The 14,641-nt window shown below is 66.9% G+C and carries 12 protein-coding genes; 9 read left to right on the top strand and 3 right to left on the bottom strand.

Annotated features, from left to right (window positions below; translation table 11 throughout):
* The first annotated feature begins 86 nt into the window (after positions 1-86).
* Positions 87-1,358, top strand: a complete 1,272-nt coding sequence (locus ACTRWB_RS14930) for a glutamate-5-semialdehyde dehydrogenase (RefSeq protein ID WP_446902320.1) — start codon at positions 87-89, stop codon at positions 1,356-1,358.
* Positions 1,359-1,375: 17 nt separating this feature from the next.
* Positions 1,376-1,798, top strand: coding sequence for a CopD family protein (locus ACTRWB_RS14925; protein WP_006760213.1), 423 nt, complete (start codon positions 1,376-1,378; stop codon positions 1,796-1,798).
* Between the two features lie 87 nt (positions 1,799-1,885).
* On the opposite strand, the gene ACTRWB_RS14920 is transcribed toward ACTRWB_RS14925, so the two are convergent.
* Positions 1,886-2,734: a MurR/RpiR family transcriptional regulator gene (locus tag ACTRWB_RS14920; RefSeq protein ID WP_011350936.1), complete on the bottom strand. Its 849-nt coding sequence runs from the start codon at positions 2,732-2,734 to the stop codon at positions 1,886-1,888.
* 293 nt (positions 2,735-3,027) lie between these two features.
* On the opposite strand from ACTRWB_RS14920, the gene edd reads away from it, so the two are divergent.
* The 4 genes from edd to ACTRWB_RS14900 all read left to right on the top strand — a co-directional run bounded on the left by edd (position 3,028) and on the right by ACTRWB_RS14900 (position 7,632).
* The gene (gene edd / locus ACTRWB_RS14915) at positions 3,028-4,884 is read left to right on the top strand and encodes a phosphogluconate dehydratase (RefSeq protein ID WP_446902319.1); all 1,857 of its coding nucleotides are present in this window, start codon (positions 3,028-3,030) and stop codon (positions 4,882-4,884) included.
* Between the two features lie 19 nt (positions 4,885-4,903).
* Positions 4,904-5,530 carry a bifunctional 4-hydroxy-2-oxoglutarate aldolase/2-dehydro-3-deoxy-phosphogluconate aldolase gene (gene eda, locus ACTRWB_RS14910; RefSeq protein ID WP_048251206.1) on the top strand — a complete coding sequence of 209 codons (627 nt, stop codon included), beginning with the start codon at positions 4,904-4,906 and terminating at the stop codon, positions 5,528-5,530.
* A gap of 223 nt (positions 5,531-5,753) precedes the next feature.
* Entirely contained in the window at positions 5,754-7,115 is a 1,362-nt protein-coding gene (locus ACTRWB_RS14905) for a GntP family permease (protein ID WP_048251207.1), read from the top strand.
* A gap of 13 nt (positions 7,116-7,128) precedes the next feature.
* On the top strand, positions 7,129-7,632 hold the full coding sequence (locus tag ACTRWB_RS14900) for a gluconokinase (RefSeq protein WP_193097629.1): 504 nt from the start codon (positions 7,129-7,131) through the stop codon (positions 7,630-7,632).
* A 74-nt stretch (positions 7,633-7,706) separates the two neighbouring features.
* On the opposite strand, the gene ACTRWB_RS14895 is transcribed toward ACTRWB_RS14900, so the two are convergent.
* Complete coding sequence (locus ACTRWB_RS14895; RefSeq protein WP_446902318.1) at positions 7,707-8,354, bottom strand: TetR/AcrR family transcriptional regulator; 648 nt, start codon at positions 8,352-8,354, stop codon at positions 7,707-7,709.
* Between the two features lie 561 nt (positions 8,355-8,915).
* Here ACTRWB_RS14895 and ACTRWB_RS14890 point away from each other — a divergent pair.
* Positions 8,916-10,337, top strand: a complete 1,422-nt coding sequence (locus ACTRWB_RS14890; protein WP_446902317.1) for an NAD(P)/FAD-dependent oxidoreductase — start codon at positions 8,916-8,918, stop codon at positions 10,335-10,337.
* A 70-nt stretch (positions 10,338-10,407) separates the two neighbouring features.
* Here ACTRWB_RS14890 and purB read toward each other — a convergent pair whose 3' ends face one another.
* Positions 10,408-11,796: an adenylosuccinate lyase gene (gene purB / locus ACTRWB_RS14885; RefSeq protein ID WP_048251211.1), complete on the bottom strand. Its 1,389-nt coding sequence runs from the start codon at positions 11,794-11,796 to the stop codon at positions 10,408-10,410.
* Between the two features lie 230 nt (positions 11,797-12,026).
* On the opposite strand from purB, the gene ACTRWB_RS14880 reads away from it, so the two are divergent.
* Both ACTRWB_RS14880 and ACTRWB_RS14875 read left to right on the top strand, forming a co-directional pair.
* Complete coding sequence (locus tag ACTRWB_RS14880; RefSeq protein WP_048251213.1) at positions 12,027-12,980, top strand: LysR substrate-binding domain-containing protein; 954 nt, start codon at positions 12,027-12,029, stop codon at positions 12,978-12,980.
* A 276-nt stretch (positions 12,981-13,256) separates the two neighbouring features.
* Positions 13,257-14,543: a Glu/Leu/Phe/Val family dehydrogenase gene (locus ACTRWB_RS14875; RefSeq protein WP_129513711.1), complete on the top strand. Its 1,287-nt coding sequence runs from the start codon at positions 13,257-13,259 to the stop codon at positions 14,541-14,543.
* The last annotated feature ends 98 nt before the right edge of the window (positions 14,544-14,641 follow it).

The raw sequence follows: 14,641 nt of genomic DNA, 5'->3' as shown, positions 1-14,641 counted from the left end.
TGGTCGGGGCGGCCATCCGGCCGCCGCCCCACATGCTTCCCCACGAATTCATGCCGCCCAGCGCGGCTCGCTTCTCGAGTCACACGATGGATATCGATCAGTACATGACCGACCTGGGCCGTCGCGCCCGGCACGCTTCCCGCGCGATGGCGCGCGCCAGCACAGCCGCGAAGAACGCGGCGCTCGACGCCGTGGCCCGCGCGATCGAACGCGACGCGCAGGCGCTGAAGGAGGCGAACGCACGCGATGTCGCCCGCGCCCGTGAAAAGGGGCACGATGCGGCGTTCATCGACCGCCTGACGCTGTCGGACAAGGCGCTGAAGACGATGGTCGAGGGCCTGCGCCAGGTCGCGTCGCTGGCCGATCCGATCGGCGAGATCGGCAACCTCAAGTTCCGCCCGAGCGGGATCCAGGTCGGCCAGATGCGCGTGCCGCTCGGCGTGATCGGCATCATCTACGAATCGCGCCCGAACGTGACGATCGACGCGGCCGCGCTGTGCCTGAAGTCGGGCAACGCGACGATCCTGCGCGGCGGCTCCGAAGCGCTCGAATCGAACGCGGCGCTCGCGAAGCTGATCGGCGAAGGTCTCGAGGCGGCCGGTCTGCCGCAGGATGCGGTGCAGGTCGTCGCGACGGCCGATCGCGCGGCGGTCGGCAAGCTGATCACGATGACCGAATACGTCGACGTGATCGTGCCGCGCGGCGGCAAGAGCCTGATCGAGCGCCTGATCAACGAGGCGCGCGTACCGATGATCAAGCACCTCGACGGCATCTGCCACGTGTATGTCGACGATCGCGCCGATCTCGACAAGGCACTCACCGTTTGCGACAACGCGAAGACGCACCGCTACGGTACCTGCAACACGATGGAGACGCTGCTCGTCGCGAGCGGCATCGCGGCGACGCTGCTGCCGCCGCTCGGCAAGCTGTATCGCGACAAGCAGGTCGAGCTGCGTGTCGATGCGGCCGCGCGCACGGTGCTTGCTGATGCGGGCGTCGGGCCGCTCGTCGATGCGACCGAGGAAGACTGGCACACCGAATACCTCGCGCCGGTGCTCGCGATCAAGGTCGTCGACGGCCTCGACGCCGCGATCGAGCACATCAACCATTACGGCTCGCATCACACGGATGCGATCGTCACCGAGGATCACGACCGCGCGATGCGGTTCCTGCGCGAGGTCGATTCGGCGAGCGTGATGGTCAACGCGTCGACGCGCTTCGCGGACGGCTTCGAATTCGGCCTCGGCGCGGAAATCGGCATCTCGAACGACAAGCTGCACGCGCGCGGCCCCGTCGGCCTGGAAGGGCTGACGTCGCTGAAGTACGTCGTGCTCGGACACGGCGAAGGCCGCCAGTAAAGCGAGGCGCACAACCGATGGCAATGCTCTGGGTCAAGACGTTCCATATCGTTCTGATCGCCGCGTGGTTCGCGGGGCTCTTCTACCTGCCGCGCATCTACGTGAACCTGGCCATGGAGACCGATCCGGCCGCGGTGCGGCGCCTGCTGCTGATGGCGCGCAAGCTGTTCCGCTTCATGACGATGATCGCGGTGCCGGCGCTGGCCTGCGGGCTGTGGCTCTGGCTCGTGATCGGCATCGGGCAGGGGCAGGGCTGGATCCATGCGAAGGTGACGGTCGTGCTGCTGCTCGTCATCTATCACGCGTACTGCGGGCACCTGCTGCGGGTGTTCGAGCGCGGCGAGAACCGCCGCACCGACAAGTGGTATCGCGTGTTCAACGAACTGCCGGTGCTCGGCATGCTCGCGGCGGTCGCGCTGGTCGTGATCAAGCCGTTTTGAGCGGTGCGGCCGGCGAGGCTGCCGGCGTCGATCCATGCGCAACGGCGCCCCGCGGGGCGCCGTTTGTCGTTTACGCGCGGGTTCTTTTCAATCCTTCGCGCCGTCGTCGATCCGCCTGCGCGTGATCGCTTCCTTTGCGCGGCCGACCCGTTCCATCAACGCGGGGCCACGCGACAGCGCGACGCCGACCGCGAGGATGTCGCCGATCGCGAGATGCGACATCCGCGACGTCATCGGCGAGAACACGTCCGTTTCCTCGGCGACGTTCGATGCGAGGCTGACCGTCGCGAGCTTCGCGAGCGGCGAATGGCTCTGCGTGATCGCGACGACCTTCGCGCCGCACGCGAGCGCGGAGCGCGCGGCGTCGACGATGTCGCGCGTGCGGCCGGTGTTCGAGATCGCGACGACGACGTCGTGCGGCCCGAGCAGCGCCGACGACATCGAGAACGTGTGCGGATCCGAATACGCGACGCTCGGCACGCCGAGCCGGAAGAACTTGTGCTGGATGTCCTGCGCAGCGATGCCCGAGCCGCCGGCGCCGTAGAACTCGATGCGCGACGCGTTCGACAGCAGCGCGATCGCGTCGGCGACGCTACCGGCCGACAGGCTGTTGCGCACCTCGATCAGCGCGCCGATCGTGCGGTCGAACACCTTGCCGATGATGCCGGGCGCCGGTTCGTCGGGTTCGACGTCGCGGTACACCGACGACACGCCCGGCGCGACGCTCTGCGCGAGCCGGATCTTGAATTCGCGAAAGCCGCTGCAGCCGAGCGCCTGGCAGAAGCGCGCGATCGTCGGCTGGCTGACGCCCGCGCGCGTCGACAGCTCGGTCATCGCGAGGTCGAGCACCTCGCGCGGCGCGGCGAGGATGTAGTCGGCGAGCTTGCGCTCGGACGGGCGCAACTCGGCGCGGATCGCTTCAATGCGAGGCAGCATGGGACGGCAGGCGTTAATCGGGTTCGGATGAGCGAGTGTATCGCAATCGAATTGTAGAAAATCTACATAAAAATACTAGCTGCATTATTGCCCTTTCACGGTGACGCTGGTGGAGAGGATTAGGGTTTTCACTAGGTTAAGCCTTGCTGGTGGCGGGAGTAAGGGTCGCGCGTGAATCGATCTGCATTGCATGCGTGTAGTTTTTCTACTAGACTGACTTCGTTCTGTCGATGCATTCGACCGTCCCCACGATTCCAACCGCCGGTGTCGGCCGGCATACAGGAGCGCCCAGCATGACGTCGCTGCACCCCACCCTGGCGAAGGTCACCGAACGCGTGATCGCCCGCAGCCAATCGACCCGTTCCGCCTATCTGCAGCGCATCGACGGCGCGCAGGGCAAGTTCCCGGCGCGCGGCGCGCTGTCCTGCGCGAACCTCGCGCACGGTTTCGCGGGCCTCGAGGGCAACGACAAGTTCGCGATCAAGGCGATCCGCGAGCCGAACATCGGCATCGTGTCCTCGTACAACGAGATGCTGTCCGCGCACGCGCCGTACAAGGATTTCCCCGAGATCATCAAGGCCGCCGCGCGCGAGAACGGCGGTGTCGCGCAATTCGCGGGCGGCGTGCCGGCGATGTGCGACGGCGTCACGCAGGGCAACCCGGGGATGGAACTGTCGCTGTTCTCGCGCGAGGCGATCGCGATGGGCACGGCGATCGCGCTCACGCACAACATGTTCGACGCGGCGCTCTGCCTCGGCATCTGCGACAAGATCGTGCCGGGTCTGCTGATCGGCGCGCTGCAGTTCGGCCACCTGCCGACGATCTTCGTGCCGGCCGGCCCGATGACGAGCGGCCTGTCGAACGACGACAAGGCGAAGATCCGCCAGCAGTTCGCGACCGGCCAGGTCGGCCGCGACGCGCTGCTCGAAGCCGAATCGGCCGCGTATCACGGCCACGGCACCTGCACGTTCTACGGCACCGCGAACAGCAACCAGATGCTGATGGAGCTGATGGGGCTGCACCTGCCGGGTTCGGCCTTCGTCCATCCGCACACGCCGCTGCGCACCGCGCTGACGGCCGAGGCCGCGCGCCGCGTGCTCGACCTGACCGTCGAGCGCGGCCACTACACGCCGATCGGCCATGTGATCGACGAGAAGGCGATCGTCAACGGGATCGTCGCGCTGCTCGCGACGGGCGGCTCGACCAACCACACGCTGCACCTCGTCGCGATCGCGCGCGCGGCCGGCGTGCTGATCGACTGGAACGATTTCGACGAGCTGTCGGCCGTCGTGCCGCTGCTCGCGAAGATCTACCCGAACGGCAAGGCCGACGTGAACCATTTCCACGCGGCGGGCGGCGTCGCGTTCCTGGTGCGCAACCTGCTCGACGGCGGGCTGCTGCACGAGGACGTGACGACGGTCGCCGGCAAGGGGCTGTCGCACTACACGAAGGAGCCGAAGCTGATCGACGGCAAGCTGACGTGGGTCGACGGCGCGGCCGAGAGCCACGACCCGAAGGTGTTGCGCGGCATCCGCGACCCGTTCCAGCCGGACGGTGGCCTGCGCCTGATGCAGGGCCGGCTCGGCCGCGGCGTGATCAAGATCTCGGCGGTCGCGCCCGAGCACCGCAAGGTAACGGCGCCCGCGATCGTGTTCGATTCGCAGGAAGCCGTGCAGGAGGCATTCGATCGCGGCGAGCTGAAGCGCGATTTCGTCGCGGTGGTGCGCTTCCAGGGCGCGCGCGCGAACGGGATGCCCGAGCTGCACCGTTTGACGCCGCTGCTCGGCGTGCTGCAGGATCAGGGCTTCCACGTCGCGCTGGTGACCGACGGCCGCATGTCGGGCGCGTCGGGCAAGGTGCCGGCGGTGATCCACGTGTCGCCGGAGGCGCTGCTGGCCGGCCCGCTCGGCAAGGTGAAGACGGGCGACACGCTCGTGATCGACGCGGAAGCCGGCGTGCTCGACATCGAGGTCGACGACGCCGAGTGGCACGCGCGCCCGGTCGCGCAGCCGCAGCACCAGGCCGAGAATGAAGTCGGTTTCGGGCGCGAACTGTTCGGCGTGTTCCGCGCGGCTGCGGCGCCGGCCGAGCAGGGCGCATCGGTTTTCGGGACGCTGGTCGGCGAAACGGCCGTCCACGTCGCCGCATGAATTTCAAGGAGTGTTATCGATGAAGACGATTGGTGAAATCGTGAAGCTGGGCCCGGTCATTCCGGTGCTCGCATTCGACTCGGTCGAGCAGGGCGAACAGGTGTCGCGCGCATTGCACGCGGGCGGCGTGAAGGTGCTCGAGATCACGCTGCGCACGCCGGCCGGCCTGGAAGCGATCCAGCGCGCGAGCCAGCTCGCGGACGACATCGTCGTCGGCGTCGGCACGATCACGAAGCCCGAGCATTGCGCGCAGGCGAAGCGCGCGGGCGCGAAGTTCGGCGTGTCGCCGGGCCTGACGAAGGACCTGCACCTCGCGTCGCTCGACGCGGGCCTGCCGCTGCTGCCGGGCGTGATGACGCCGAGCGACATCATCCAGGCGCTCGAATTCGGCTACGAGATCGTGAAATTCTTCCCCGCGCAGCAGGCGGGCGGCGTGCCGATGCTGCAGGCGTTCCACGGCCCGTTCCCGGCGCTGAAGTTCTGCCCGACGGGCGGCATCACGGTCGAGAGCGCGCCGAATTTCCTGAAGCTGCCGAACGTCGTCTGCGTCGGCGGCTCGTGGCTCACGCCGAAGGCCGCGCTCGCCGCGCAGGACTGGGCCGAAGTCACGCGCCTCGCGCAAGCCGCGAGCCAGCTGCCCCGCTAAGACTTGTACGAAATGGTAGTCTGACCCTCGGAGAACAAGCGCTTAGTGCTTGTTTTACCGAGGGTTTTTGCTGATGGAACCGGTTCTATCCGTGGACCGTAAAGATAAGTAAAATTCAGCGTCCTGACGGCGGGTGGGGGACCTCCCGTGTTTCGGAGACCTGCATAGCCGGGCATACTCGCAACGACTCGCCCGGTTCGAACAATTCTAGGAGGAGTGCCACATGGGGGCTGTCCAAGGCAGCATGCTGCTCGTATTCACGCTGATCGCGATTGCCGCGCTGATCCTGATGATCGCGCGCTACAAGATCTACCCGTTCCTGGTGCTGATCATCGTTTCGCTCGGCCTTGGTCTCGTCGTCGGCATGCCGATGGACAAGATCGTCAAGTCGTTCGAGACGGGCACCGGTGGCACGCTCGGCCACATCGCGATCGTCGTCGGCCTCGGCACGATGCTCGGCAAGATGATGGCCGAATCGGGCGGCGCCGAACGGATCGCGACCACGCTGATCGACTGGTTCGGGGAAAAGAACATCCACTGGGCGATGATGTTCGTCGCGATCATCGTCGGCCTGCCGGTGTTCTTCGAAGTCGGCTTCGTGCTGCTGATCCCGATCGCGTTCAACGTCGCGAAGCGCACCGGCAAGTCGCTGCTCGTCGTCGGCCTGCCGATGGTGGCCGGCCTGTCGGTCGTGCACGGGCTGATTCCACCGCACCCGGCCGCGCTGCTGGCCGTCCAGCAATACGGCGCCGATATCGGCAAGACCATCGCGTTCGGCCTGCTCGTCGGCGTGCCGACCGCGATCATCGCGGGCCCGATGTTCGCGCTGATGATCTCGAAGTTCGTGAAGCTGCCGGAACACAACCCGCTCGCCGCGCAGTTCGTCGATTCGCACACGGATGGCCGCAAGCGCGAACTGCCGAGCTTCGGCATCACGCTGTTCACGATCCTGCTGCCCGTCGTGCTGATGCTCGTCGGCAGCTGGGCCGACCTGCTGTTCACGCCGAAGTCGCTGCCGAACAACCTGCTGCGCTTTGCCGGCAACTCGGACGTCGCGCTGCTGATCGCGGTGCTGGTCAGCTTCTGGACGTTCGGCGCGAAGCAGGGCTTCAACCGCGACCAGATCCAGAAGTTCTGCAGCGAGTGCCTGGCGCCGATCGCTGGCATCACGCTGATCGTCGGCGCGGGCGGCGGCTTCGGCGGCGTCCTGCGTGACAGCGGGATCTCGCAGCAGATCGTCGAGACCGCGAAGCACGCGCACCTGTCGCCGCTGCTGCTCGGCTGGTTCGTCGCGGCGCTGATGCGTCTCGCGACGGGTTCGGCGACGGTCGCGATGACGACGGCCTGCGGCATCGTCGCGCCGATCGCGGCGGCGGCCGGCACGACGGTCAGCCCGGAGCTGCTGGTGCTCGCCACGGGCTCGGGCTCGCTGATCTTCTCGCACGTGAACGACGGCGGCTTCTGGCTGATCAAGGAGTACTTCGGGATGACGGTCGGTCAGACGTTCAAGACCTGGTCGTTGCTCGAAACCATCATCTCGGTGCTTGGTCTGAGCTTCACGCTGCTGCTGAGCCTGGTTTTGTAACAAGGGGTAGTCAATGATTCTGATCGCAATGGGCGTGTCGGGCGCGGGCAAGTCGCGAATCGGCGAAATGCTGGCGGAACGCCTGTCGTGCAGCTATACCGACGGCGACGCGTTTCACAGCGCGGCGAACAAGGAAAAGATGCACCACGGCATTCCGCTGACCGACGACGACCGCTGGCCGTGGCTGCGCGCAATTCGCGCGGCCATCGAGGAAAAGCAGCGCGCGGGGGAGACGGCCGTCTTCACCTGCTCGTCGCTGAAGCGGTCGTACCGCGACGTGCTGCGCGGCACCGACGCCGACGTGCGGTTCGTGTATCTGCAGGGTTCGTTCGAGGTGTTGCACGAGCGCCTGAAGACCCGCACCGGCCATTTCTTCGATCCGTCGCTGCTGAAGAGCCAGCTCGACACGCTCGAGGAACCGGGCCCGGACGAAGCGATCGTGGTCAGCATCGAGCTGACGCCCGAGCAGATCGTCGATCAGGTGATGACGAAGATCGACAGCGCGCATCCGCACTGAGCGCGGTTCGCGGCAATACGTGATGAAAAAGGCGCCCTTCGGGGCGCCTTTTTCGTTGGCGGCCCGCCGGCCGGTCAGGCCGCGTGCGCGCGCGTCGCGATGCCGTCGAGCAGCACGTCGAGCATCGTGTCGTGCACGGCCGCCGGATCGAGCTGCGCATAGAGCGGCGCGGCCGACCGGACGAGCGGATGCTCGGTGTCGGACAGCGCGTGCATTTCCGCGAGCTCGACGTCGTTCGCGGGCCGCGTGAGCCCGCCGGCCTCGGCGGCGGCGAGCCCGATCACGCTCGCATACCAGCCGACGCACACGGCCGGCAGCGCCGCGCGCGGGATGCCGGCGTCGACCAGCGCGCGATGCACGGCGTCGATGTGCGCGAGATCGGCGGGGCCCGTGCTCATGTGGCGCTGCAGGAGCGCGAACGCGGCAGGATGGCGCAGCGCGAGCGCGCGGTACTGGCGCGCGAGGTCGCGCAGCCGGTCGCGCCACGGCAGCGCGTCGTCGACCGGCACGAGTGAACGCGACAGCGCGTTCGCGATCGCGCGGGTCAGGCCGTCCTTCGACTTGAAGTGGTACAGCACGCTCATCGGATCGCAGCCGACCGATTGCGCGAGCTTGCGCACGCTGAATGCGGCTTCGCCGACGTCTTCGAGCAGCGCGAGCGCGGCCGCGACGATCGCGTCCTTGTCGAGGCCGCGCGGGCCCTGGGCGGGTTTGTCTTTCATCGATGCGGGCTGGCGGCCGGCGTAGGCCCGGCCGTAAACTTGACGAAAGCTTATTCTACACTGTAGAATTATTTCTGCGATGTAGAAATTGGGTGTCCCGGCACCTTTCAATACGTGCTTTCGCACAGTCCGGGATCCAGGCGGCACAAGCGTGCCCGCCGTCAACACGGGCCATTGCGCCCCTTTTCTCGTTGACACCCATGTGGAACCGGCTGCCCCACACGCAAAGCCATCAGGCTCTTCGACAGGCGGCCCAGGGCCTGCTCACGCTAATAACGGGCTTGCGCTGGCCCCCAGAAGGGCCGAGCGCGAGGAATGCGACGAAGCGAATACTCGACGTATTCGCGAGGAGCATGACGCGGCGATCGGCCCTTCTGGGGGCCAGCCCCACGAATGATTTTTTCCAAACAGGGGAACGCGCCTTGCCGGCCGTATTGCGGCGTCGATCGTCGCTTGTTTGGCTTAGCCAAACGGCGCTCCTCACTCCTTGCACTACGACCGGCAAGGCACGTTCGCAAGCCCGTTATTAGCGTGAGCAGGCCCTACCATGCAAGTGCAATCATGACTTCCAATCACCAACCCCTGATCCAGGGCGAATCGCGTTTCGAGCAAACGCAACTGAACATCGAAAAAGACAACTGGAACTGGTGCGACCCGGCCCGTTACGACGGCGAGCGCCCGGCCAACTGGTACGAGGCGTCGCTGTCGCGCCACGCGAACACCGCGCCGCTCGCGCACGATGCCGTATGCGACGTGCTCGTGATCGGCGCGGGGCTGCTCGGCGCGTCGGCCGCGCTGCATCTCGCGGAAGCGGGCGTCGACACGATTCTCGTCGACAAGCATCACGTCGGCTCGGCGGCATCGGGCCGCAACGGCGGTCAGCTGACGCCCGGCCTCGCGCGCTGGGAAGCCGCCGACATGATCGATTACCTGTCGCACGACGATGCGAAGCGGCTGTGGCGCTTCGCGTCGGCCGAATCGATGGGGCTGATCGATGCGATCGGCGCGCGTTACGCGCTCGATCTCGACCGCAAGCGCGGCCACATCACGGCGGCGGTCCACCCGGGCCACATGAGCGCGCTGCTCGACGGCGCGGATGCGCGCCGCCATCTCGGCGACGCGGGCGTGACGCTCGTCGGCCGCCATCAGCTGCATGACGAATACGTGCGCTCGGGGCTGTACCACGGCGCGGCGATCGACACGATCGGCGGGCAGATTCACCCGCTCGCGCTCGTGCGCGGCCTCGTGCACGGCTTCCGGCTGAACGGCGGCGCGCTGTTCGAGGGCACCGAGGTGCTCGAGCTCGACGACACGCCGGCGGGCGTCGTCGCGACGACGCCGGGCGGCACGATCACCGCGCGCAAGGGTGTCGTGCTCGCGCTGCACAACACGACGTTCCGGCTGCTCGACGACGGCGCCGCGACCACCGTGCCGTTCTTTACCTACGTGAGCGTGACGGCGCCGCTCGACGTCGACGTCGCGACGCTGATGCCAGCCGGCATGCCCGTGTACGACACGCAGTTCCAGATCGACTACTACCGGCCGGTGCGCGGCAACCGCCTGCTGTTCGGCGGGCAGGGTACCGGTAGCTGCTGGGCGCAGCCCGACGTCAACGCGTATCTGCTGACGCGGCTGAACACGGTGTTTCCGCAGGTCGACGGCCAGTTCGCGCTCGACTACTGCTGGAGCGGCGTCAGCGACTTCACGCTGAACGGCGCGACCGACAGCCGCAAGACCGACGGCCGCGTGCCGATGTACATGGTGCAGGGTTGGAGCGGCCACGGCGTCGCGCAAACGGTGCGGATCGGCAAGGCGATCTGCGACGATTTCGTCGGACGCAACGACGATTTCTCGATGCTCACCGGCATCGACCACCGCGCGATTCCGCTCGGCCGTCAGTTGTCGCCGATCGCGATCCCGGCCGCGAAGGCCGCGATGAGCGTGATGAGCGCGCTCAACCCGGGCCGGATGATTTCGTTCTGAGCGCCTGAAAGGAAAAAAGCCCGATGCGAGCGATCGCATCGGGCTTTTTCGCGTCTGGCGACGGCGGCGCTTACGCGATCCGCTTCGCGAGTTCGACGGCCTTGCCGATGTACGACGCGGGCGTCATCTCGAGCAGGCGATCCTTCGCATCCTGCGGGATCGCGAGCGTGCCGACGAACTGCTGCAGCGCTTCGCGCGTGATGCCCTTGCCGCGCGTCAGTTCCTTCAGCTGCTCGTACGGGTTCTCGATGCCGTAGCGGCGCATCACCGTCTGCACCGGCTCGGCGAGCACTTCCCAGCAGTTGTCGAGATCTTCGTTCAGGCGCTGCGGATTCACTTCGAGCTTGTCGAGGCCGCGGATCAGCGAGTCGTACGCGAGCAGCGAGTAGCCGAGCGCGACGCCCATGTTGCGCAGCACCGTCGAGTCGGTCAGGTCGCGCTGCCAGCGCGACACCGGCAGCTTGTCGGCGAGGTGGCGCAGCGTCGCGTTCGCGAGGCCCAGGTTGCCTTCCGAGTTCTCGAAGTCGATCGGGTTGACCTTGTGCGGCATCGTCGACGAGCCGATTTCGCCGGCCTTCGTCTTCTGCTTGAAGTAGCCGACCGAGATGTAGCCCCACACGTCACGGTCGAGGTCGAGCAGGATCGTGTTCGCGCGTGCGACCGCGTCGAACAGCTCGGCCATGTAGTCGTGCGGCTCGATCTGGATCGTGTACGGGTTGAACGTGAGCTTCAGGCGGTTTTCGATCACGTCGCGCGAGAACGCTTCCCAGTCGAATTCCGGATACGCGGACAGGTGCGCGTTGAAGTTGCCGACCGCACCGTTCATCTTGCCGAGGATCTCGACCTTCTCGATACGAACGATCGCACGGGCGAGGCGCGCGGCGACGTTCGCGAGTTCCTTGCCGAGCGTCGTCGGGCTGGCCGGCTGGCCGTGCGTGCGCGACAGCATCGGCTGTTCGGCGTGCGCATGTGCGAGCGCGACGAGGCGCTGGTAGACCGTGCGCAGCGCCGGCACGATCACGTGTTCGCGCGCGCCGGCGAGCATCATCCCGTGCGACGTGTTGTTGATGTCCTCGGACGTGCACGCGAAGTGGATGAATTCGCTCGCCTTCTCGAGTTCGGCCTGGCCCTTCACCGATTCCTTCAGCCAGTATTCGACGGCCTTCACGTCGTGGTTCGTCACACGCTCGATTTCCTTGATGCGTGCGGCGTCGTGCGCGGTGAAGCGCTCGGCGAGCTGCAGCAGGAACTGCTCGGCGGCGTCGGAGAAGCGCGGGACTTCCGCGAAGCCGGCGCGCGACAGCGCGATCAGCCAGTGCACCTCGACGGTGACGCGGTGGCGCATGAAGGCGGCTTCGGAGAGCCAGTCGCGCAGCGCTTCGGTCTTGCTGGCGTAGCGGCCGTCGATGGGCGAGAGCGCGGTGAGGGCGAAAAGCGTATCGGGACGAGTGTCGGACATGATCGGGCGGGCCTTGAAGCCGGGGCAAGCGAGGGGAGGAGAATCCGGTATTTTACCATCGGCGCGGGACGATCCCGGCCGCGGCCGGCCGGCGGGTGCCGTCGCGGGCGAACGCCGCGCCGGCGCCCGTCCGCGGCGGGCCGCCGGGCCGCTCGCCACGCCGCCGGCCGGGCCCGGCCGCCGGTAGAATGCAGGCTTCTTCCCGACCGCCGCCCGCCGCGCCCGCCTGCATGGAACTGAAATGGCTCGAAGACTTCGTTTCGCTCGCGGAAACGCGCAGCTTTAGCCGGTCCGCCGAACTGCGGCACGTGTCTCAGCCGGCGTTCTCGCGGCGCATCCAGGCGCTCGAGGCATGGCTCGCGACCGAACTGATCGATCGTTCGGTCTATCCGACGCGCCTCACGCAGGCCGGCCAGATCTTCTACGAGCAGGCGCTGACGATGCTGTCGCAGGCGCACGAGGCCCGGACGCTGTTGCGCGGCCACGTCGGCGCGCCGGTGCCGACGATCGAGTTCGCGGTGCCGCACACGCTGTCGCTCACGTATTTCCCGCGCTGGCTGCAGCGGATCGAGGCGAAGATGGGTCAGGTCCACACGCGGCTGCGCGCGCTGAACGTGCACGACGCGGTGCTGTCGCTCGTCGAGGGCGGCTGCGATCTCGTGATGGGCTACCACCACCCGAGCCATCCGGTCGCGCTCGACCCGGCGCGCTACGACATGCTGGTCCTCGGCAGCGAGCCGATCAGCCCGTTCTCGGCACCCGGCCGCGCGGGCCGGCCGCGTTATACGCTGCCCGGCACGGCCGACGCGCGCGTGCCGTACCTGTCGTATACGCCGAACGCGTATCTCGGCCGGATGACGGAAGTCATCGTCGCGAACGCGCCGACCCGGCTGTTCCTCGATCGCGTCTATGAAACCGACATGGCCGAAGGGCTGAAGGCGATGGCGCTTGCGGGCCACGGCGTCGCGTTCCTGCCGCACAGCGCGGTCGAGGACTCGGTTGCCGGTGGTCGCCTGATCCGGCTCGACCGGTCGGTGCGCGGCGGCGCGCATCCGTTCACGCTGACGATGGAGATCCGGCTGTACTGCGACAAGCTCGCGCTGCAGGGCGACGATCCGCGCCAGAAGCTGGTGCGGGCGCTGTGGGACGTCGTGCGCGACGAGCTGCGCGATACCGACGCCTGATTGTGGCCGCGTGATTGTGGCCGCTTGAAGGCGGCGGGCTGACGGCGACCTTGCGGCGCCTGTCGGACGGCTGTCCGGCGGCCGGCCCGCACCCGACAACACGATTTTTCGCGGACGCGATGCATGACCGATCGCGGGCGTTCTTGCGCAAATCGACCGCAGATTTGCGAAAAATCGCGATCATGCAAGAAACGCATAATCGAATAAGCAAACGGCATTGGATAAAAAAAACGGGTTTTTCGACAATGTGCGCACCTGTTGACCGTTGGAGCATCCATGTCTTCGCAATTGCAGTCCATCCCGTCCTACCTGCACGCCGACGATCTCGGCCCGTGGGGCAACTACCTTCAGCAAGTCGATCGCGTCGCGCCGTACCTCGGTTCGCTGTCGCGCTGGCTCGAGACGCTGAAGCGTCCGAAGCGCATCCTGATCGTCGACTGCCCCATCGAGCTCGACAACGGCACCGTCGCGCACTTCGAAGGCTATCGCGTGCAGCACAACGTGTCGCGCGGCCCGGGCAAGGGCGGCGTGCGCTACCACCAGGACGTGACGCTGTCGGAAGTGATGGCACTGTCCGCATGGATGTCGGTCAAGAACGCGGCCGTGAACGTGCCGTACGGCGGCGCGAAGGGCGGTATCCGCGTCGACCCGCGCAAGCTGTCGCGTGGTGAGCTCGAGCGCGTGACGCGCCGCTACACCAGCGAAATCGGCATCATCATCGGCCCGAACACCGACATTCCGGCGCCGGACGTCAACACCAACGAACAGGTGATGGCGTGGATGATGGACACCTACTCGATGAACCAGGGCCAGACGTCGACCGGCGTCGTGACCGGCAAGCCGATCGCGCTCGGCGGTTCGCTCGGCCGCAAGGAAGCAACGGGCCGCGGCGTGTTCGTCGTCGGTTCGGAAGCGGCGAAGAAGAAGGGCCTCGAAATCGCAGGCGCGCGCATCGCGGTGCAGGGCTTCGGCAACGTCGGCGGCATCGCGGCGAAGCTGTTCCAGGAAGCGGGTTCGAAGGTGATCGCGGTGCAGGATCACACGGGCACGATCTACCAGCCGGCCGGCCTCGATTCGAACAAGCTGCTCGACCACGTCGCACGCACGGGCGGCGTCGCGGGCTTCGAAGGCGCTGAGCCGATGCCGAACGACGAGTTCTGGACGGTCGAAACCGACATCCTGATCCCGGCGGCCCTGGAAAACCAGATCACCGAGAAGAATGCAGCGAAGATCCGCACGAAGATCATCGTCGAAGGCGCGAACGGCCCGACGACGACGGCGGCGGACGACATCCTGAGCGCGAACGGCGTGCTCGTGATCCCCGACGTGATCGCGAACGCAGGTGGCGTGACCGTGTCGTACTTCGAGTGGGTGCAGGATTTCTCGAGCTTCTTCTGGACGGAAGACGAGATCAACCACCGTCTCGAGCGCGTGATGCGCGATGCGTTCGCCGGCGTGTGGGCGGTCGCGGAAGAGCACAAGGTGTCGGTGCGCACGGCGGCGTTCATCGTTGCGTGCAAGCGCATCCTGATGGCGCGCGAAATGCGCGGCCTCTACCCCTGATCGTCGACTTCGATCGATTCATGACGCAATCCACCCGATTGCGGATATGAACCCTCGCGGGCGGTGCCGGATCCGGCACCGCCCGCGCGCGCATTCGG

This window comes from Burkholderia sp. YIM B11467 (assembly GCF_052952715.1).
Note: the sequence above shows the minus strand (reverse complement) of the source record. Positions and strands in the feature narration are given on the sequence as shown.

Excerpts from the sequence above, each read along its gene's own strand:
- ACTRWB_RS14905 (WP_048251207.1), top strand. The coding sequence starts at position 5,754 with ATGGGGGCTGTCCAAGGCAGCATGCTGCTCGTATTCACGCTGATCGCG.
- ACTRWB_RS14900 (WP_193097629.1), top strand. The coding sequence starts at position 7,129 with ATGATTCTGATCGCAATGGGCGTGTCGGGCGCGGGCAAGTCGCGAATC.
- ACTRWB_RS14895 (WP_446902318.1), bottom strand. The coding sequence starts at position 8,354 with ATGAAAGACAAACCCGCCCAGGGCCCGCGCGGCCTCGACAAGGACGCG.
- ACTRWB_RS14925 (WP_006760213.1), top strand. The coding sequence starts at position 1,376 with ATGGCAATGCTCTGGGTCAAGACGTTCCATATCGTTCTGATCGCCGCG.
- ACTRWB_RS14930 (WP_446902320.1), top strand. The coding sequence starts at position 87 with ATGGATATCGATCAGTACATGACCGACCTGGGCCGTCGCGCCCGGCAC.
- eda (WP_048251206.1), top strand. The coding sequence starts at position 4,904 with ATGAAGACGATTGGTGAAATCGTGAAGCTGGGCCCGGTCATTCCGGTG.
- ACTRWB_RS14880 (WP_048251213.1), top strand. The coding sequence starts at position 12,027 with ATGGAACTGAAATGGCTCGAAGACTTCGTTTCGCTCGCGGAAACGCGC.
- ACTRWB_RS14920 (WP_011350936.1), bottom strand. The coding sequence starts at position 2,734 with ATGCTGCCTCGCATTGAAGCGATCCGCGCCGAGTTGCGCCCGTCCGAG.
- ACTRWB_RS14875 (WP_129513711.1), top strand. The coding sequence starts at position 13,257 with ATGTCTTCGCAATTGCAGTCCATCCCGTCCTACCTGCACGCCGACGAT.
- edd (WP_446902319.1), top strand. The coding sequence starts at position 3,028 with ATGACGTCGCTGCACCCCACCCTGGCGAAGGTCACCGAACGCGTGATC.
- ACTRWB_RS14890 (WP_446902317.1), top strand. The coding sequence starts at position 8,916 with ATGACTTCCAATCACCAACCCCTGATCCAGGGCGAATCGCGTTTCGAG.
- purB (WP_048251211.1), bottom strand. The coding sequence starts at position 11,796 with ATGTCCGACACTCGTCCCGATACGCTTTTCGCCCTCACCGCGCTCTCG.